Annotated in this window: 19 protein-coding genes; 6 read left to right on the forward strand and 13 right to left on the reverse strand. The window is 66.1% G+C overall.

The window, feature by feature from the left end; translation table 11 throughout:
* Window positions 1–162 precede the first annotated feature (162 nt).
* Window positions 163–894, forward strand: a complete 732-nt coding sequence (locus VH499_RS18975) for an SDR family NAD(P)-dependent oxidoreductase (protein ID WP_332054317.1) — start codon at window positions 163–165, stop codon at window positions 892–894.
* On the opposite strand, the gene VH499_RS18980 is transcribed toward VH499_RS18975, so the two are convergent.
* The 5 genes from VH499_RS18980 to cyoA are packed head-to-tail and all read right to left on the reverse strand — an operon-like array spanning window position 887 to window position 4,914.
* On the reverse strand, window positions 887–1,075 hold the full coding sequence (locus tag VH499_RS18980) for a hypothetical protein (RefSeq protein ID WP_332054318.1): 189 nt from the start codon (window positions 1,073–1,075) through the stop codon (window positions 887–889). The genes VH499_RS18975 and VH499_RS18980 overlap by 8 nt on opposite strands.
* A 52-nt stretch (window positions 1,076–1,127) precedes the next feature.
* Window positions 1,128–1,535 (reverse strand): cytochrome o ubiquinol oxidase subunit IV, encoded by a 408-nt coding sequence (cyoD, locus tag VH499_RS18985; protein ID WP_332054319.1) that lies wholly within the window; start codon window positions 1,533–1,535, stop codon window positions 1,128–1,130.
* Window positions 1,507–2,142, reverse strand: coding sequence for a cytochrome o ubiquinol oxidase subunit III (cyoC, locus tag VH499_RS18990; RefSeq protein WP_332054320.1), 636 nt, complete (start codon window positions 2,140–2,142; stop codon window positions 1,507–1,509). The genes cyoD and cyoC overlap by 29 nt, the downstream gene beginning before the upstream one ends.
* Window positions 2,139–4,118, reverse strand: coding sequence for a cytochrome o ubiquinol oxidase subunit I (gene cyoB / locus VH499_RS18995; protein WP_332054321.1), 1,980 nt, complete (start codon window positions 4,116–4,118; stop codon window positions 2,139–2,141). Before cyoB ends, cyoC begins: the two co-directional genes overlap by 4 nt.
* 1 nt (window position 4,119) lies before the next feature.
* On the reverse strand, window positions 4,120–4,914 hold the full coding sequence (cyoA, locus tag VH499_RS19000) for a ubiquinol oxidase subunit II (RefSeq protein WP_332054322.1): 795 nt from the start codon (window positions 4,912–4,914) through the stop codon (window positions 4,120–4,122).
* Between the two features lie 126 nt (window positions 4,915–5,040).
* On the opposite strand from cyoA, the gene VH499_RS19005 reads away from it, so the two are divergent.
* Window positions 5,041–5,334: a hypothetical protein gene (locus VH499_RS19005; RefSeq protein ID WP_332054323.1), complete on the forward strand. Its 294-nt coding sequence runs from the start codon at window positions 5,041–5,043 to the stop codon at window positions 5,332–5,334.
* A gap of 4 nt (window positions 5,335–5,338) precedes the next feature.
* On the opposite strand, the gene VH499_RS19010 is transcribed toward VH499_RS19005, so the two are convergent.
* From VH499_RS19010 to VH499_RS19025, 4 genes are all read right to left on the reverse strand, one after another.
* Complete coding sequence (locus VH499_RS19010) at window positions 5,339–7,549, reverse strand: xanthine dehydrogenase family protein molybdopterin-binding subunit (protein ID WP_332054324.1); 2,211 nt, start codon at window positions 7,547–7,549, stop codon at window positions 5,339–5,341.
* On the reverse strand, window positions 7,546–8,028 hold the full coding sequence (locus VH499_RS19015; protein ID WP_332054325.1) for a (2Fe-2S)-binding protein: 483 nt from the start codon (window positions 8,026–8,028) through the stop codon (window positions 7,546–7,548). Before VH499_RS19015 ends, VH499_RS19010 begins: the two co-directional genes overlap by 4 nt.
* Window positions 8,025–9,287 (reverse strand): cytochrome c, encoded by a 1,263-nt coding sequence (locus VH499_RS19020; RefSeq protein ID WP_332054326.1) that lies wholly within the window; start codon window positions 9,285–9,287, stop codon window positions 8,025–8,027. Before VH499_RS19020 ends, VH499_RS19015 begins: the two co-directional genes overlap by 4 nt.
* Before the next feature lie 66 nt (window positions 9,288–9,353).
* A complete protein-coding gene (locus tag VH499_RS19025) occupies window positions 9,354–9,671 on the reverse strand; it encodes a hypothetical protein (protein WP_332054327.1) in 318 nt (105 codons plus the stop codon).
* Between the two features lie 96 nt (window positions 9,672–9,767).
* Between VH499_RS19025 and VH499_RS19030 the strand changes: the two genes are divergently transcribed.
* Window positions 9,768–11,759, forward strand: coding sequence for a protein-L-isoaspartate(D-aspartate) O-methyltransferase (locus VH499_RS19030; RefSeq protein ID WP_332054328.1), 1,992 nt, complete (start codon window positions 9,768–9,770; stop codon window positions 11,757–11,759).
* 24 nt (window positions 11,760–11,783) lie between these two features.
* Here the strand turns inward: VH499_RS19030 and VH499_RS19035 are convergent, their stop codons facing one another.
* Window positions 11,784–12,815: a DNA topoisomerase IB gene (locus VH499_RS19035; protein ID WP_332054329.1), complete on the reverse strand. Its 1,032-nt coding sequence runs from the start codon at window positions 12,813–12,815 to the stop codon at window positions 11,784–11,786.
* 150 nt (window positions 12,816–12,965) lie between these two features.
* Between VH499_RS19035 and VH499_RS19040 the strand changes: the two genes are divergently transcribed.
* The 3 genes from VH499_RS19040 to VH499_RS19050 are packed head-to-tail and all read left to right on the forward strand — an operon-like array spanning window position 12,966 to window position 15,584.
* A complete protein-coding gene (locus VH499_RS19040) occupies window positions 12,966–14,012 on the forward strand; it encodes an ROK family protein (RefSeq protein WP_332054330.1) in 1,047 nt (348 codons plus the stop codon).
* Window positions 13,990–15,048 (forward strand): ATP-dependent DNA ligase, encoded by a 1,059-nt coding sequence (locus tag VH499_RS19045; protein WP_414709812.1) that lies wholly within the window; start codon window positions 13,990–13,992, stop codon window positions 15,046–15,048. Before VH499_RS19040 ends, VH499_RS19045 begins: the two co-directional genes overlap by 23 nt.
* Window positions 15,049–15,050: 2 nt before the next feature.
* Window positions 15,051–15,584, forward strand: coding sequence for an HAD-IIIA family hydrolase (locus VH499_RS19050; protein ID WP_332054331.1), 534 nt, complete (start codon window positions 15,051–15,053; stop codon window positions 15,582–15,584).
* Here VH499_RS19050 and VH499_RS19055 read toward each other — a convergent pair.
* From VH499_RS19055 to VH499_RS19065, 3 genes are all read right to left on the reverse strand, one after another.
* Entirely contained in the window at window positions 15,581–16,309 is a 729-nt protein-coding gene (locus tag VH499_RS19055) for an MgtC/SapB family protein (RefSeq protein ID WP_332054332.1), read from the reverse strand. The two genes, VH499_RS19050 and VH499_RS19055, sit on opposite strands and share 4 nt — an antisense overlap.
* Window positions 16,310–16,373: 64 nt before the next feature.
* A complete protein-coding gene (locus tag VH499_RS19060; protein WP_332054333.1) occupies window positions 16,374–17,348 on the reverse strand; it encodes an oligopeptide/dipeptide ABC transporter ATP-binding protein in 975 nt (324 codons plus the stop codon).
* The gene (locus tag VH499_RS19065) at window positions 17,348–18,340 is read right to left on the reverse strand and encodes an ABC transporter ATP-binding protein (RefSeq protein WP_332054334.1); all 993 of its coding nucleotides are present in this window, start codon (window positions 18,338–18,340) and stop codon (window positions 17,348–17,350) included. Before VH499_RS19065 ends, VH499_RS19060 begins: the two co-directional genes overlap by 1 nt.
* Window positions 18,341–18,343: the final 3 nt, after the last annotated feature.

Genomic DNA, 18,343 nt, shown 5'->3' on the forward strand with positions numbered 1-18,343 from the left:
ACGAACTTCAGGTCGCGGCGGAACTGCAGCATCGGATGTTCGCCGATAGGATGATGCGGGGCGAGAAAAGCGCCGAAACCCAGCCGATGCATAAGACCTCCCTGAACAGGCGGTCATTCGCCTAACATGTCGGCTCGGTGAGGTCGATAGATGGAGGGAAGAATGGCCGAACTCAGCGGGCGGGTGGCGCTGATCACCGGTGGTTCACGCGGCATCGGCCGCGCCGTGGCGATTTCGCTGGCCGAAGCCGGTGCGGCCGTCGCGGTAAATTTCCGGGAAAACGCAGCCGATGCGGACGCCGTGGTGGACCTGATCCGCAAAGCGGGACGCCGGGCGACAGCCGTCCGTGCCGATGTCTCCAACGGCACCGAGGTGACGGCGATGGTCGCGGCCGTCGAGCGCGAGCTCGGCCCGATCGACATGTTGGTCAACAATGCCGGCATCGGCCTCATCCGGAGCATCGAAGAGCTGACGGAAGAGGTGTTCGACGAGACTATCGCCGTGAACCTGAAGTCGGCGTTCCTGTGCACGCAGGCCATCGTGGCGGGCATGCGCGCCAGGAAATGGGGTCGTATCGTGAACATATCCTCGGGCGCGGCACGCGGCGCCGGTGGCATTGGTCCGCACTACAACGCCTCGAAGGCGGGTCTCGAGGGGCTGACGCGGGGCTACGCCGCGCGTCTGGTGAAGGATGGTATCACGGTAAACGCCGTCGCTCCGTCACTGATCGAGACGGATATGGTGCGGTCGGGTCTCGCGTCCTCACCGGCACGCATTCCGCTCGGCCGCTTCGGAACGCCCGAGGAATGCGCACAGATCGTGCTGATGCTGATGGGTAACGCCTACATGACCGGCCAGACTGTGGCGCTGAGCGGCGGCATGTCCTTCATTTAGCGCGCCGGCTGCTTCCCGCGCTCTTCTCGAACATCTCCCGCATCGTGACCGGCCGCTTGTACTTCTTCAGGAGGTCGGCGACCGCTTCGTCCATCAGCTCCTGGAAGGTCTTGCCCGTGTCGGATTCGAGGATCTCCAGGGCATTCAAACTGGTCGGTGCGATCTGGACCATCTTGCGCATGGCGGCTGCCTTCGTTGCGATATGCTGGGAGTGATCGGTGCTCTCGGGAACGCTAATGTTGTGTCTGCAGCGCGTGTTCCATCGGCATCATGTTGGCGTCGAGGTTCGCCATGATCAGCATCGAGCCGAAGACGACGAGCCCGACGACAAAAATGCCAAAAGCCAGGGCGAGGAAGTTGTTGGTGTCGTCGGGACCGCTGGAGATGTGAAAAAAGAACACGACATGTACGCCCATTTGCCCGATCGCGAGGGCGGCGAGCAGGATGGGAACCGCGGGTCCCCAGACGGTGTGCGTGCCGGCCACCCAGAAAGAGGCAAGCGTCAACACGATCGCAAAACCGAGGCCGGCGAGATAGGCGCGAACGCCGCCGCGGCTGGTCTGTGCGCCGCCGGGAGCGTGGTCACCCCGGACATCTTGGGCTTGGCGTGGCTCAGGCATAGCCTGCTCCCAGATAAACAATGGTGAAGACGCCGATCCAGACAATATCGAGAGCATGCCAGAACAGCGTGAAACAAAGCAGCCGGCGCACGACCACGGGGCGAAAGCCGAGCGTCGCGACCTGCGCCATCATTACGGCCAGCCAGCAGAGGCCCAGAGTGACATGCAGGCCGTGCGTGCCGACCAGCGTAAAGAAAGCCGAGAGAAAGGCGCTGCGGGTCGGCCCGGCGCCTTCGCTGCCCATGCGCAGGAACTCCGACAGTTCGAGCCCCAGGAACGCCGCGCCGAAGGCGAAGGTGATCGCCGCCCAGAAGTAGGTCGCGGCGGCCGAACGGCGTTCGATGGCGATTGAGCACAGTCCGCACGTGAAGCTCGAGAACAGCAGGCAGCCGGTCTCGATCAGAACAAGGCCGCGGTTGAACAGATGGAGCCCGTCGGGGCCGCCGGCGGTGCGGTCCGCCAGAACGGCATAGGCGGCGAACAGCGCCGAGAAGATCACGACATCGCTCAGAAGGAACAGCCAGAACCCGAAACCGACCACGACCTCGATCGCTGCGGGTCCGCGCTCCGACAAGGGAATATTGGTGTCGCCATCGACCGGCGTCGTCAGGGCATCGACGACGCTCACGACGACACCTCGCGCCTGCGGGCCTGCTCGGCGCGAGCAATCTCCGCCGCCGGGATCTCTATCTCGCTGTGGATGCGCCAGGCGTGCGTCAGCGCCGCCGCCGCCATGCCCGCCAGTCCGACGATCGCGAGCCACCAGATATGCCAGACCAGTGAAAAGCCGGCGATCACGGAGAAGAAGGAGACGAAGAAGCCCACCGGCGTGGAGCGGGGCAGAACGATCGGCTGCCATCGCGGCGGGGTCCGTCCGCCGCTCTGCTCGCGACCGTCTTGCTTCATGTGCCAGTAGGCATCCGCACCCTGCACCTGCGGCAAGACCGAGAAGTTCCAGGCCGGCGGCGGCGATGGAGTGGACCATTCGAGCGTCCGGCCGTCCCAGGGATCGCCCGTGCGGTCGCGACGGCTTTCTCGGGTGCGGACGCTCACAACAAGCTGCAGGACGATGCAGGCGATGCCGGCAAGGATCACCAGCGCGCCGACAAGGGCGATCACGAACAGCGGCTGCCAGTCGGCCTCGGGGTAGTGCTGCATGCGCCGGGTGGCGCCCATCAACCCCAGGGCGTAGAGCGGCATGAAGGCAAGATAGAAGCCGACCAGCCAGCACCAGAAAGCGGCCTTGCCCCACCTCTCGTCCAGCGTGAAGCCGAACGCCTTGGGAAACCAGTAGGTGTATCCGGCGAAAGCACCGAACAGCACGCCGCCGATGATCACGTTGTGGAAGTGCGCGACCAGGAACAGGCTGTTGTGCAGCACGAAATCGGCCGGCGGCACGGCAAGCAGGACGCCGGTCATGCCACCGATCACGAAGGTGCAGATGAAGCCGAGCGACCAGAGAAGGGGCGAGGCAAACCGCACGCGACCGCCATAGAGGGTAAACAGCCAGTTGAAGACTTTCACGCCCGTGGGCACGGCGATGATCATGGTCATGATGCCGAAGAAGCCGTTGACGTCCGCGCCGGCTCCCATGGTGAAGAAGTGGTGCAGCCACACCATGAAGGACAGCATGCAGATCGCCATGGTGGCGACGATCATGGAGCGATACCCGAACAGTGGCTTGCCCGCAAAAGTGGAGATCACCGCGGAATAGACGCCGAAGGCCGGCAGGACGAGGATGTAGACCTCAGGATGGCCCCAGGCCCAGATCAGGTTGACGTACATCATCGCGTTGCCGCCGGCCGCGTTGGTGAAGAAGTGGAAGCCGAGGTAGCGGTCGAGCAGCAACATCGCCAGGGTCGCCGTGAGGATGGGGAAGGCGGCGACGATCAGCAGATTGGAGGCAAGCGCGGTCCAGCAGAAGACCGGCATGCGGCCGTAGCCCATGCCGGGCGCACGCAGCTTCAGGATGGTGGTGGTGAAGTTGATGCCGGTCATCAGCGAGCCGGCGCCGGAGATCTGCAACGCCCAGAGATAGTAGTCGACGCCGACTCCCGGTGAGAAGGCGAGCTCGGAAAGCGGTGGATAGACGAGCCAGCCGGTTTTCGCGAACTCGCCCACGGCAAGTGACATGTTGACCAGCAGGGCGCCTGCGGCGGTCAGCCAGAAGCTGACCGAATTCAGCGTCGGGAAGGCCACGTCGCGGACGCCGAGTTGCAGGGGCACGACGAAGTTCATCAGGCCGATCATGAACGGCATGGCGACGAAGAAGATCATGATCGTGCCATGCGCCGAGAAGATCTGGTCGAAGTGCTCGGGCGGCAGATAGCCCTGTGCGCCGGCGGCGGCGACGGCCTGCTGCGTGCGCATCATCATCGCGTCGGTGAAGCCGCGCAGCAGCATGACGAGAGCGAGCACCGCGTACATCACGCCGATCCGCTTGTGGTCGACGCTGGTGATCCATTCGCGCCACAGATAGGGCCACCAGCCCTTGAGAACGATCGTCACGAGAACAGCCGCGATGGCGACGATCATCAGCACCGACGCGGCCATCGGGATGGGCTGGTCGAGCGGAAGCGCGTCCCAGGAAAGCTTGCCCAGCATGCTAGCGGCCGGTGGCCTCGCGGACGATGGTCTGGAACATCGCCGGCGCGACGGTGGCGTAGGCCGTGGCCTTGTCGACGGAGCCGGGTGTCGCGAGCGCTCTATAACCCGCCAGGTCGAGCCGGTCCGTACCGCCACGCACGGTGGCGAGCCAGGCTGCGAACTCGTCGGCCGGCATGGCGACAACGTCGAACCGCATGTCGGAGAAGCCGTTGCCGCTGAATTGCGCGCTGAGGCCGGTGAAGGTGCCGGGGTGGTCGGCCTGGAGGTTGAGCTGCGTCGTCATCCCCGCCATGGCGTAGATCTGGCTGCCGAGCTGTGGCACGAAGAAGCTGTTCATCACCGTCGCGGAAGTGATGCTGAAGTGCAGCGGCGTCGCCACGGGAACGACCAGTCGGTTTACTGTCGCAACCCCTTCCTTCGGATAGATGAAGAGCCACTTCCAATCGAGTGAAACGACCTGGATCTCGAGCAGCGGCTTCGGCGAGGCGATCGGCCGCGGCGGGTCGAGGTCGTGGGAGCCGATCCAGCCGATGCCGCCCAGGAACAGCACGACGAGCGCGGGAATCGACCACACGACCAGCTCGACCGGCCCGGAGTAGGACCAGTCCGGCAAATGGCGCGCGCGGCGATTGCCGGCGCGAAACCACCACGCGAAGCCGATGGTGAGCAGGATCACCGGCACGATCACGGCGAGCATGATCGAGGTGGCGTTGAGCAGGATCAGCCGCTCCGCACTGCCGATCGGCCCCTGCGGGTCCAGCACGCCGGCATGCCAAGGCCAGTTGGAGTGCAAAGCCCCTCCCTCGCGAACCGGCTCCAACGCCCGTCGTGCAGGCGGGTTCCGGCATTGCGCCATTGCGAACCCCTCGCTCAGCCAAACTTACCGCAACCGGGAATGGCGACAATCGTTTGTTGGGCTATGGTCGGTCTTGCCCTGACAGACGAGGAACGCGCCGCGCTCGAAAATCTGGCCGCCTTCGGGCCGGAGCGCGGCCTTGCGCCGCCGCTGCGCGGGCGGCTGGCGCTCTACAAGCTGATCGATGAGACTCCCCAAGGTTGGAAGATTACGTCACTGGGGCGCGACGCCTTGACCAGTGCGCCGCTGCGGCGTGATCCGAGGGAAGCGGAGCCCGAGGCCGAGGAGACGCCGCCGTCCACCGAAAGCGAGCGGCACTACGGCCGCAAGTCGCGCAATACCTCCTGGCTCGACTGAGCCCTCAGCTTTCCAGTGCCGCCTTCACACGCGCCGGCGTGAACGGCATGTCGCGCAGGCGATGTCCGATCGCGTCGGCAATTGCATTGGCGAGTGCCGCGGCGGCGGGACCTTGTCCGGCCTCGCCGGTACCCAGGAACGGCTCACCCGGCCGGTCGATCACGTGGACGTCGATCGAAGCCGGTACGCCTGGAAAGCGCAGGATGGGATAACCGCTCCAGTCGAAGCTTCTCCGATGGCTCGCGTCGAATGCCACGGATTCCAGCATGGTCCAGCTCAGCGACTGGATGATCGCGCCCTCGATCTGGTTGCGGATGCCGTCCGGACTGACAGCCTCGCCGCTATCGATGGCGGCCACGATCCGGCGGACGTCGATCGCACCGCTATCCGGATCGACCGCGATTTCGATGGCAAGCGCGCAGTAGGCGCCGAGATTCTTGTAACGTGCGAAACCAAAGCCGCAGCCACGCCCAGGACGGCCTTTGATTCGCCGCTTCCAGCCGAACCGGTTGGCTGCCGTCTCCACTACCTCGCGTCCGCGGCTGTCCTGCAGGTGGACCAGGCGGAAGTCGACCGGATCGACGCCGGCCGCGTGCGCCAGTTCGTCCACGAAGCTTTCGATGGCGAACACGTTCATGTGTGCACCAAGGGAGCGCAGGGCCGAGACGCGTACCGGCGCCTGCTCGACGAAATGGTAAATGCCGCTTGCGTTGGCGAAAGCGTAGATCGGGTTGGCGTTGCGGTCGCCACCGCCTTCCGGCATCGGGATCGGCCGCGCCTTCTGCGGCGGAAACGGCGGATCGAGCTCGGCGCCGGCCAGCAGGCCGCCGGCACTGGTCGGGCGACCGTTGTGCGCATTGCTCCACACCTCGTGATGCCAGGTCGCAACATGGCCGCCTTGCCCGAGCGCGGCCTGAAGCTCGACCACCATCGCCGAGCCCAGCGGTTCCCAGCCATGCTCCTGTTCGCGCATCCATTGCAAGCGCACGGGCCGTCCCGGAACGGCACGCGCCGCCAGCGCCGCATCGGCAGCGGCATCATCGGCGCCGTTGTGGCCGTAGCAGCCCGACCCTTCGACATGGATGCAGCGCACCTTCTCGGCCGGCAGATGGAGCAGGTCGGCGAGCGACTTGCGTAGCGGCGAGACACCCTGGCTGTGCGTCCACACGGTCACGCTGTCGTCTTCCCACAGTGCCAGGGCGCAGGAAGGCCCGATCGAGCCATGCATCAGGCATGGCCGGCTGTAGCGTGCTTTCACGATCCGGGCGTCAGGCGGGGGTTCGTTCGATCCCGGATAGTCGAAGATCGGAATTTCCTGGCCGGGCGAGCTGCGCAGCACATGGCGCATGTCCGCCGCCGGAAGGGGAGCGTCCTGCCGTTCCCATCCCGTTGCCTGCAGGCGGCGCATGGCCTTGATCGCATGCCATTCCTTGGCGGCCAGAACCGCCAGGAAGCGGCCGTCGCGCACCACCCGCTCGATACCCGGCATTTGTGCCACGCCATCGACCTCGACCTGCTTCAGGCGCGTGCCAGCGCTCGGACCGCGAACGACGCGGGCATGCAGCATGTTGGGCATGCGCATATCCTGCACGTAGGCGGCGATGCCGCGCAGCTTGGCCGGTATGTCGACGCGAGGCACGTTCTCGCCGATCAATCGGCGGCCCTTGCTGCGGCGGGTCACGTCCGGTCTGGCCATGACGCGCAGAGAGAAGCCTGCGGCGAGATCGCCATAGCCAAGATGCTGGCCGTTGGGACCAAAAGCCATGCCGTCCTGCAGCTCGATCTGGTCGATCGAGGTCACGAAACGCCAGGCCGCGGCATCTGTGAGCAACATGCGAATGTTGGCGGCGGCATTCAGGATCGCCGTTCCGCTGTTCTGCATCGAATGGCTGCCGGCCGTGACGCCTTCGTCGGGCGTACGCGCCGTGTCGGCGGTAACGAGTTCAATGGCGGCCGGCGAGACGGCCAGCTCATCGGCGGCGATCTGGATCAAGGCGGTGCGCAACCCCTGACCGAGTTCCGCCTTACCGGTGAAGACCGTGATCCTGCCGGTGCCATCGACACGGATCCATGAATCGAGAAAGGGATGCTTGTCGAGATCACCCGGGAGCGTGGCAGATTCGCCGGGCTCCTGAGCGAGCGCCGATGCTGTGCTGGCGAATGCCACCATCAGCCCGCCCTTCGCCAACAGCGCGCGTCGCGTGAGGCCGTTCATCGAGCGGACTCCCGGACGCCGCCGCCCATGGCGATTGCCGCACGGCGTACCGCCCGCAGGATACGCATATGTGTGCCGCAGCGGCAGAGATTGGCAGCGAGATGGGCACGCAGTTCGCCCTCGGTCGGCCGGGTATTGCGCTCGAGCAGGGCCTGCGCCCGCATGATCACCCCGGCAATACAATAGCCGCACTGGGCAGCCTGCTCGGCTTCGAACGCGGCTGCCAGAACACCGGGCCGATCGGGCGTGCCGAGACCTTCGAGGGTGCGCACCTTGCGACCGGCAAGCGCCGCGACCGGCACCAGGCACGAAAAGGCCGGCCGGTCATCGACCAGCACGGTGCACGCCCCACATTGGCCAAGGCCGCAGCCGAACTTGGCGCCATTTAGTCCGAGCTCACCACGCAACACGTAGAGGAGCGGCGTATCGGGATCGGCATCGACGGAATGCGCCGTACCGTTCACGCTGAGGCTGATCATCTGCCGCCCGCCTTGCGGACGTCGGATACCGCCTGCTCGAGGTTTTGCCAGGGCGGCAGGTCGGTGTACCGCGTCCGCAAATAGGCGGCGACTTCGGCGAGCTGGCGATCCGTAAAATCGTTGCCGAAGGCCGGCATCGACGGTCCGACGCCGCTGGCGGAAGCACCGAGGCCCTGAATGATTACTTGCAGCGTGTCGTGCGGCGTGTCCTCGTGCAGCGGCGTTCCCCAGGCAAGTGGCGGGCGTCCTTGTTGCATCATCGGGGCGCCCGCGTCATGACAGGCAGCGCAGGCGCCGGCAAACAGAATCCCGCCCTCGGGATGCGTCCGATCGGCGAGACTTTCGTTGTCGCGCCGAGCAAGATCGCCTTTGGCGGCCGGTGCATCGGCCATAAGACCGGCGAAATAGCCGGCGAGAGCCCGTACATCTGCCTCGGCCGCTGAGGCCAGTTCCCGTGTCACTTCACTCATCGGGCCGGCGGCGGCCGCATGCATGGCGCCGCGCCCGGTGCGCAGATACTCGAACAACTCGTCGGCGGTCCACGGCTGCACTGCTGGAGAACGGGCATTGAGCGCCGGCGCATACCAGCCCTCCGTCCACGCGCCGTCATAGGCCCGATCGCTCATTTCCGCACCCCAGCGGTCGCGCGGCGTATGACAGGCGCCGCAATGGGCGAGGCCCTCCGCAAGGTAGCGTCCCCGATCCGCCTCGTTGATCGCATCCTTCTTCAGATAGAGGAGATTCCAGGCCACCAGAAGCGGTCGATATCCGAACGGCCAGGCGAGACGATTGTCGGGTATTTGCGTCCGGACAGGCGGGCGGGTCATGAAGAAGGCATAGAGGGCGTCGAGGTCGCTGTCGCTCGTATGGGTAAAGTGATCGTAGGGGAAAGCCGGATAGAGCAGGCTACCGTCACGCGACACGCCGTCGCGCATGGCGCGCGTGAAAGCTTCGGACGACCAGCGGCCGATGCCGGTCTCCGGGTCGGGCGTGATGTTGGAGGCGAAGATCGTGCCGAACGGCGTGCGCAGCGCCTTTCCTCCGGCGAACCCCCGTCCGCCAGGTGCCGTATGGCAGGTACTGCAGTTGCCGAGATGGACAAGCGTCTGCCCACGCAACACCGTCGCGCGGTCGAAGCCGGCAGCGGCCGGAGGGGGGACCGGAGGCAAGGCGGGCTTCCATGCCAAGGCGCCCGCCGCGACCGTGATTGCGACAAGCCCCGAGGCGATGCCCGCCAGGACCCACCCGCCTCGAGACAAATTCCGGCTCCGTCAGGCAATTCAGGTCCGGCGGGAGTACCGCCGGCAGGGGGCCGATTTCAAGCTTCAGGATTTGTCCAATTGATGGCGGCTCTCGTGAGCCGAGTCGGCCGATGTGCCGGTGACCGGCGAACGGCCGCGGCCGTCGAGGCTGTCGGTTGCGGCGGTCGGCAGTACGCCGACCTGGCAGGCGATCGGCCTGGTGCCGAACCGGCCTTCGGCAAGAACATTTTGCAGGCGATGCAGCGAATCGTCGGAGCCGACGGTGCCTTTGACGATGACGGCCCCGTTCACGACCTCGACCGCGAGATTGCGTGCATCGATGCTCATCTTCGTCAGGGTGTCGGTGATCGCGTCGCGGAGCCGTTCGTCGCGCTCGTTCATGGGTGCCCTCTTCGGCCCGTGTCGGGTGGACAGGGGAGGAACGCACCGGGCTCGAGATTGTTGCAACCCGCCTGAAGGGCACGCCGTTGCCCTTGCATGGTCGCCGCCAATTCCGAACGGATGGTCCATCGTCAGATCGAACGGCGTGGAGTCCGCGATCCGCGCGTCCTGGCTGCCATGCGCAAGGTGGAGCGCGAGGCCTTCCTGCCCGAGGCGATGCGCGAGTTCGCCTATGAGGATACCGCACTGCCGATCGAGGAAGGTCAGACCATGTCGCAGCCCTTCATCGTGGCGCGCATGGCCGAGGCAGCCAGGATTTCCTCCGGCGACCGCGTGCTCGAGGTGGGCGCGGGCTCAGGTTATGCCGCAGCGGTCCTGGGGGAGCTGGCTGCTCGCGTCTATGCCATCGAGCGGCATGCAGCCTTGGCCGCTTTGGCCCAGAGCCGGCTGCGTTCCCTGGGTTACCGCAACGTCGACGTGCGGGTCGGCGACGGTACACTGGGCTGGCCGGAGGCGGCGCCATTCGACGCGATCATTGCTTCTGCCGGAGGGCCGCGTGTGCCCGAGGCCCTGCGTCGCCAACTGGCGACCGGCGGCCGGCTGATCATGCCGGTGGGCGACACCCGTAACCGCCAGCGTCTGCTGCGCATCATGCGCACCGGCGAGGAGAGCTTCCAACAGGAGACCTTGGAAGAGGTCATGTTCGTGCCATTGATCGGCGCCGAAGGCTGGGACGCGGACGGCGGCGATCGTGGTCCGCCGCGCCGTGGCGACCTGCCGCCTTCGGCGCCGCGCTCCTTGCCCATGATGATCGCTGAGGTCACACAAGCGCTGCCCGACCTGAGGGACCCCGCCTTTGCCGACTTCTTCGACCGCTTCGGCGACCGGCGGGTCGTGCTCCTGGGCGAAGCGAGCCATGGTACGTCCGAATTCTATCGCGCCCGGGCCGCGATCACGCGCCGCCTGATCGAGCGTCACGGCTTTGGCATTGTGGCCGTCGAGGCCGATTGGCCGGACGCGGCGGCGCTCGACCGCTATGTCCGACAACTGCCGGCTTCCGACGGCAATCGTCAGGTCTTTCGGCGCTTCCCGACCTGGATGTGGCGCAACAGGGAGGTCGACGCCTTCCTCCGCTGGATGCGGGACTACAATGCCCCGTACCTCGAGGAGAAGAAGATCGGCTTCTACGGTCTCGACATCTACAGCCTCTCCGACTCGATCGAGGCCGTATTGGGCTATCTTGAGCGCAGCGATCCGGAGGCTGCACGCATCGCCCGCGAGCGCTATGGCTGCCTGACGCCGTGGCAGAGAGATCCTTCGGTCTATGGCCGTGCGGTGCTGAGCCAACGCTACCGTGAATGCGAGGCCGCCGTCGTGGCGACCCTCACCGATCTCTTGTCCAGGCGCCTGACCTACGCAGCGGAGGACAACGAGCGTTTCTTCGATGCGGTGCAGAACGCCCGGCTCGTCGCCTCGGCGGAGCGCTACTATCGGATCATGTACTACGGTGGTGCGGAAGGCTGGAACCTGCGCGACCGGCACATGTTCGATACACTTGTCCGCTTGCTGGAGCATCGAGGGCCCGGCTCCAAGGCGGTGGTTTGGGCGCACAACTCGCATATCGGCGATGCGCGCTTCACCGACCTGGGCCGCATGCGCGACGAGCTCAATCTCGGGCAGCTTTGCCGCGAACGCTTCGGCGATCAGGCTGCAACCATAGGATTCGGCACGCATGCCGGTACCGTTGCCGCAGCCCAAGACTGGGGCGAGCCGATGGAAGTCATGGAGGTGCGCCCCTCGCGCCACGACAGCATCGAGCGGCAATTCCACGATGGCGGCGTCGGCCGCGGTGCGCTCCTGCTGAATGGCATCACCGGCAAGTTGCGCGAACACCTGCAAGCCGAACGGCTGGAGCGTTTCATCGGTGTGATCTATCGCCCCGAAACGGAGCTCCAGAGCCACTACGCGAACGTCGAGTTGTCGGGCCAGTTCGACGCCTATGTCTGGTTCGACCGCACGACCGCTGTCTCGCCCCTGCCGGCAAGCCCCACTTCGGATGGTCCGGATACATGGCCGTTCGGGGTCTGAGCACGGTGCAGGGAAAGTGGTCTCCTAGGTTCCCTGTCGGGCGACGAGACGCGCGACGAGGGCGGCCTTCTTGATGGGTGAGCGGGGCGACTTGCGCAGGCGCGACAGTTTGCCTTCTTCGAATGCCGAGACGACCGAAGCGTGTACGTAGCTCTTGCGGCAGACGGTTGGCGTATTGCCGAGCTCCTCGGCGACCTCGACCACCGCCGATCGAATCTGCGAACGGCGTGCGCGGCGGCTTGCCGCCGCAGGCGTCGCAACCAGGGCGTGGAGGACCCCAGCCGAGCCCACAAGCGTGCGAAAGTCCTTGAGCGAAATGCGCCGGCCGGCAACTTCGCGCAGGAAGGCGTTCACCTCGCCGGCACGCACGGGGTGGATGGTGCCGTCGCCAGCACGATACTGGAACAGGCGACGGCCCGGCAATCTCATCAATTGGCCGATCGCGTCCGCGAGACGGCCGTCGCGCACTTCCTTGGAGACGGTCTTCCCGCCCTTGGCCTTGAATGCCAGCATCACGGTGCGTCGATGCACCTTCACGTTGGACTTGAGCAGTGTCGTCGCGCCGCGCGTGCCGCGTTCGCGCGCATAACTCTCGCCGCCGGCGCGGATGGCGGCACGATCGACCAGGCGCACGATCGACACGACGGCGAATTCGAGAGTGCAGTCCGCGCCGCCCAGCCGTCGCGCCACGGCGCGCTCGATTGCCGGCAGGGAGCGCGCGAGACGGGCCAGCCGGCGTGCCTTCAGCGCTTCCCGCACCTCGGTCCATTTGGAGTGGTAGCGATATTGAAGCCGGCCCGCAGCGTCGATGCCGATCGCCTGCAAATGGGCCAACGGATCGGCCGCATAGCGGACGCCGGAATAGGCGGGCGGCACTGCCAGCGACTTCAATCGATCCAGTTCGTGCCGGTCGCGTACGATCTTGCCGTTGCCGTCGACGTACAAAAACCCCTTGCCGCAAGGCCGGCGGCGCACTGTCAAAGCGGTGGCCTCGACGAGGTTGAGGCCGTTTTGCTCGGCCAGCGAACGGACAAATGCGGAGTGCGGCCGCGGCATGACGGAGAAGGAAACGTGGCGCGGCCTGAGAGCGTTCCCTGCCGCCGTTTACCGATCGTCGGGCGCAACTTGGCGGACGGTCCGGCGTTTGGTTCGACGGGTATGGACGATCGGATGACGATTTCGGAGAAGCCCACAGGGGAGCCTGCCATGCTTGGGCACGGCGGGCATGTCCTGCCCAATGTTACCGTCGATACCTACAACGAAGAGCTGCGCGACGAGGACGGGTTCGTCGGCGATCGTGCCAGCGGGCGGGCTTTTCGTGCCATTCTGGACGATTGGCGGGATAGACTGCGCGACAATGGAGAGGATCCATTCGACGGCACGCCGACCGCCGAGATCTCGAAGTCCAGGCTCGATACCTATCTCAAGGGTGCCGATCCGATGGCGGCCGGGCTGGTCCACACTGCCGTCGAAGAGTTCGCCAACGAGCTCGCGACCGTGGTCCGGCGCTTCCTTCGGCTTACCGCATGGAAGGACACCGAGCGCATTGTCGTCGGCGGTGGCCTCAGCGCCAGCCATATCGGACAGCTTGCGATGGGCCGCGCTGCGGTACTGCTGACCGGCGGCGGCACCGCCATCGATCTCAGCACGATCGAGAATCACCCCGACAAGGCGGGCCTGATCGGCGCTGTTCAGCTCGCGCCGACCTGGATGCTCGAAGGTCATGACGCCATCCTCGCTGCCGATATCGGCGGCACCAACCTGCGGGTCGGCGTGATCGAGTTCAAGGTCAAGAAAGGGCATCTCTCCAAGGCGAGCGTGCGGAAGTACCTCCATTGGCGCTACCGCGATGACGAACCGTCGCGGGACGAGGCCATCGACCGCATGGCCGAGATGGCGAAAGAGCTGGTCGACGGTGCAGCCGTTCATAAGTTGAAGCTTGCGCCGTTCTTCGGTATTGGCTGCCCGGGCCTGATCGACGAGCGCGGTGTCATCCGCAAAGGCGGCCAGAACCTGCCGGGCAACTGGGAGGGCGAGGGCTTCAATCTTGCCCAGGAACTCGCCCATCGATTGCCGCGCATCAATAGCCATGAAACCCTGTTCGTCATTCACAACGACGCCGTTGTGCAGGGGTTGGGCGAGGTACCCGCGATGCAGGACGTGAGCCGCTGGGGTGTATTCACAATCGGTACGGGTCTCGGCAACGCCCGCTTCACCAACCGCTTCGACGATGAGAAGTCCGAGAAGAAATAGAGCGGTGCCGCGAACCGTGATGGAAGCGCGGCAGGTCGATGCTTTGCCGAGCGGCGCGGGATGGCAGTATGAACCGAAGTGGGATGGCTTTCGCTGCCTGGCGATACGGGACGGCACGTCGGTCGAGTTGCTGGGCAAGTCGGGAAAGAGCCTCGCTCGTTATTTCCCCGAAGTCGTCGCGAGCCTGGGTCGCCATTCCGCGCGGGACTTCGCGATCGACGGCGAGCTCGCTGTCCCGCTCGGGGAGCGACTGTCCTTCGACGCTTTGCAAATGCGTCTGCATCCCGCGCAAAGCCGTATCGATCGTCTGTCCCGCGAAACTCCGGCGATCCTCATCGTCTTCGACATGCTGCAGACGATGAAGGGCCAGGACATCGTGTCCGCGCCGCTCAGCGAGCGCCGCCGGGCTCTCGAGGGCTTCTTCGGGATCGCCGATGCAACGGGTATCTTGCGCCTCTCGCCCGCAAGCACCCGCCGCGCCGACGCGGAGCACTGGCTGACCCGCGCCGGCGGCGGCGCCCTCGACGGCGTCGTGGCCAAGCGCCTCGACGAGCCCTATCGGCCTGGCGAACGCGCGATGCTCAAGGTCAAACGGTTGCGTACCGCGGACTGCGTGGTCGGCGGCTTTCGCTATGCCACCGGCCACGCGCGAGGACAGCACCGGCTGGTCGGATCGCTGCTGCTGGGCCTGTTCGACGTGGCCGGCAAGCTCGACCACGTCGGCTTTACGTCCGGGATCGCCGATCGCGAACGGCCTACGCTGACGCGCAAGCTGGAGCGGTTGCGCGGCCACGGATTCACCGGAAAGTCCCCCGGTGGTCCGAGCCGATGGTCGACCGAGCGGTCCTCAGAGTGGGAGGGCGTGAAGCCGTGCCTTGTCGCTGAGGTCCAGTACGATCACGTAACCGGCGATCGCTTTCGCCATGGCACGCGGTTCGTGCGCTGGCGCCCCGACAAGGTGCCACGCCAGTGCACGCTGGATCAGCTCCAGGTCGAAGCCCGGCCGTCGAGGCTCATGAAGGCGATCGCAGGCTAGCCATGCGCACGGTGTTGCTGGACCGCGATGGCGTCGTGACGATCAACCGCAAGTACAACGTGAAGTCGCCGGCTGAACTGTGCCTCGTTCCCGGCGCGGCGAGGGCGATCGCCCGGCTCAATCGGCAGGGCGTCGCTGTCGCGCTTTGCACCAATCAGCCGGAAGTCGACAAGGGCATCATCAACCGGCGCCAGCTCGACGCGATCCATCATGTCCTGCGCGTGATGCTGGGGCGGCACGACGCGCATTTCGACCTGGTGTTGTGTTGCACGGACGATTTTCGCTCGGAACGGCGCAAGCCGTCGCCCGGGATGCTTTTCGAGGCGATGCGGCGACTGGGCGCCAAGGCGGCCGACACGCCGTTTGTCGGCGACCAGGTGAGCGACCTCGAGGCGGCGGCGCATGCGCACTGCCGTCCCGTGCTGGTGCGCACCGGACTTGGCCGGATGACCGAAAGACGCGTCATCCCGGAGTATGCGAAGCCGCTCGCCGTCTACGACGATCTGGCGGCCTTTGTTGATGCCTATTGCCTCTAGTCCGCGTGCTGGCCGGCATCGATGGGCTGCCAGTCGATGCGGAGCACCCCTTGCTGTTGCTGCAGGCGATTGACAACGGGAGGGACATCGTTCGCGGTATCGCGGCTGCTCCAGGTCACGCGGCAGCGGACGCGAAGCTTGTCCGATCGGGTGAATGCGAGCGAAGTCACCTTGTAGCCGGCCTCGATGATGGTCGCGCGCATTTGTGAAGCAGTCGGACCATCTTCCCCCACCTCGACCGTGAGCTCGGCATGGTGCTGGCGGTGCATGAGGGGTTCCAGCTTCACCACCAGCGCCAGCACGACGAAGGTGACGGCGGTGGTCGCGCCACCGAGGAGGAAGTAGCCGGCACCGACGATGAGTCCGATGATCGTGACCATCCACAACGTAGCCGCAGTGGTGACTCCCATCACCATGTCGTCGCGCTTCAGAATGGCGCCGGCGCCGATGAATCCGATGCCTGAAAGCACCCCCAGCGGGAAGCGCAGCGTGTCCATCACCGAGAAGGACGAGTCGTGCCTGCCGGTGACCGAGAGGATCAGATTGGCCTCGATCATCGCGCCGGCGGCGGCAACGCATATGAGGATCGTCGTGCGAAGGCCGGCAATTCGACCGCGTGTCCCGCGGTCAAAGCCGATGATGGCGCCTGCGGCCACGGCCGCCGCCAGGCGGAGGAAGATATCCGCCGTCGTGACTGTGGAATCCACGTAGGGGAAACGCGGCATGGGGCGGCACGTTCCGCATGATCGCCAGGGCAGACGCCGGCAACGACCCTGTGATAGCGCGGGACTAGCTGAGCGGATGGTGGCAGGCGACGACCTGGCCGCTCGAGATCGGACGCAGGACCGGCACCTTCTCCGCGCAGACGGAATCGGCACGCGGGCAGCGCGTGCGGAAGCGGCAGCCCGACGGCGGATCGAGCGGCGACGGCGGCTCGCCGGCCGCGACGTTGGTGGCCGGCGCGATCGTCGGATCGGGGACCGGGATCGCCTCCAGCAGCAGTGCGGTGTAGGGATGGGCTGGACGGGCGAACAATCGCTCCGTCGGCCCGACCTCGCAGAGGCGGCCGAGATACATCACCGCAATGCGGTCGCTGACCGCCTTCACCACGGCGAGATCGTGCGCGATGAAGAGCAGCGTGAGACCGTAGCGCCGTTTCATCTCTTCCAGAAGATTGAGGATCTGGGCGCGGATCGACACGTCGAGTGCCGACACGGGCTCGTCGCAGATCACGAGCTCCGGCTCGAGGATCAGCGCACGGGCGATGCACACGCGCTGGCACTGACCACCGGAGAATTCGTGCGGCAGGCGGCGCCAGACGAGCTCGGGATCGAGGCCGACGGCCGACAGCACGTCGCGCACCCGGCGCTCGCGCTCGACGCGGTCGGAGATGCCGATAATGATCAGCGGCTCGGCCACGATGTCACCGATACACCGCCTGGGATTGAGCGAGGCGATCGGGTCCTGGAAGATGAGCTGCAGGCGCCTGCGCATGAGGCGCAGCGCCTCGCCGTCGAGTTCTGTGAGCTCGGTGCCGTCGAACACGACCTTGCCGCCGGTGGGCCGCCGAAGCTGCAGCACGGCGCGGCCGAGCGTCGACTTGCCGCAACCCGACTCGCCGACAAGGCCCAGTGTTTCGCCACGTCCGACGACGAGGCTCACATCGGCGACCGCCGACAGCGTCCGGCCCGCAACCGGATATTCGACCGTCAGCCGGTCGACGGAAAGGAGCGGCGCGGTGCCGCTCGACGCGCCGTCCGGCACTAGGCCCTCGCCGCGGCGGCCGACGCCAGGGGATGCCAGCAGGCGTAGAGTCCGCCGCTACGGCCGGAGTTGATGAGCGGCGGCTTGGCCTGCCGGCAGCGCTCGTCGGCATAGCGGCAGCGCGGTGCGAACGAACAGCCCGGCATCGGTCGCGTCGGATCGGGCGGGCGTCCGGCGATCGCCGGCAGGGCGGTGTGCGGCGGCGACTCGAGCTTGGGAATCGCCGCCAACAACGCTTCGGTGTAGGGCATACGCATTTCGGCGAACAGCTTGGGCGTTGAGGCGCGCTCGACGACCCGGCCGGCATACATCACGGCAACCTCGTCGGTGCGGCCTGCGACGACGCCGAGATCGTGGGTAATGAGGATCATCGCCATGTGCCGGCGCTTCTGCTCACGCGCGAGCAACTCGAGGATCTGCGCCTGGACGGTGACATCGAGCGCGGTCGTCGGCTCGTCGGCGACCAGCAGTTTCGGCTCGCAGGAAAGCGCGATCGCGATCGCCACGCGCTGGCGCATGCCGCCCGAAAGCTGGTGCGGATATTGCCGCAACCGCTGCTCGGGCGCGGGGATACCGACAGCCGCCAGCAGATCGACACTGCGCCGCGTCGCCATGCCGGCCTCCATGCCGAGATGGGCCTGCAGCGTCTCGACGAGCTGGGTGCCGATCGTGAGCACGGGATTGAGCGAGGTCATCGGATCCTGGAACACGACGGCAAGCTCGGGTCCGCGCAGCCGGCGCAAGGCTTCGGGCGGGAGGACAGCCAAATCACGCCCGCCGAACATGACGTTGCCCGAGAGCTTTGCCCGCTTGGGCAGAAGCTGCAAAATGGCGCGCGACAGCATCGTCTTGCCGCAACCCGACTCACCCACTATGCCGAGCGTGCGACCGGGCATCAGAGCGAGATCGACCTTGTCGACCGCCTGCAAAGGACCACGCGGCGTCGGCAGCTCGACCGACACGCCTTCGAGACAAAGCAGCGGCTCCGTCATGGT

The sequence above is a fragment of the Reyranella sp. genome (assembly GCF_036558665.1).
Lineage (GTDB): Bacteria > Pseudomonadota > Alphaproteobacteria > Reyranellales > Reyranellaceae > Reyranella.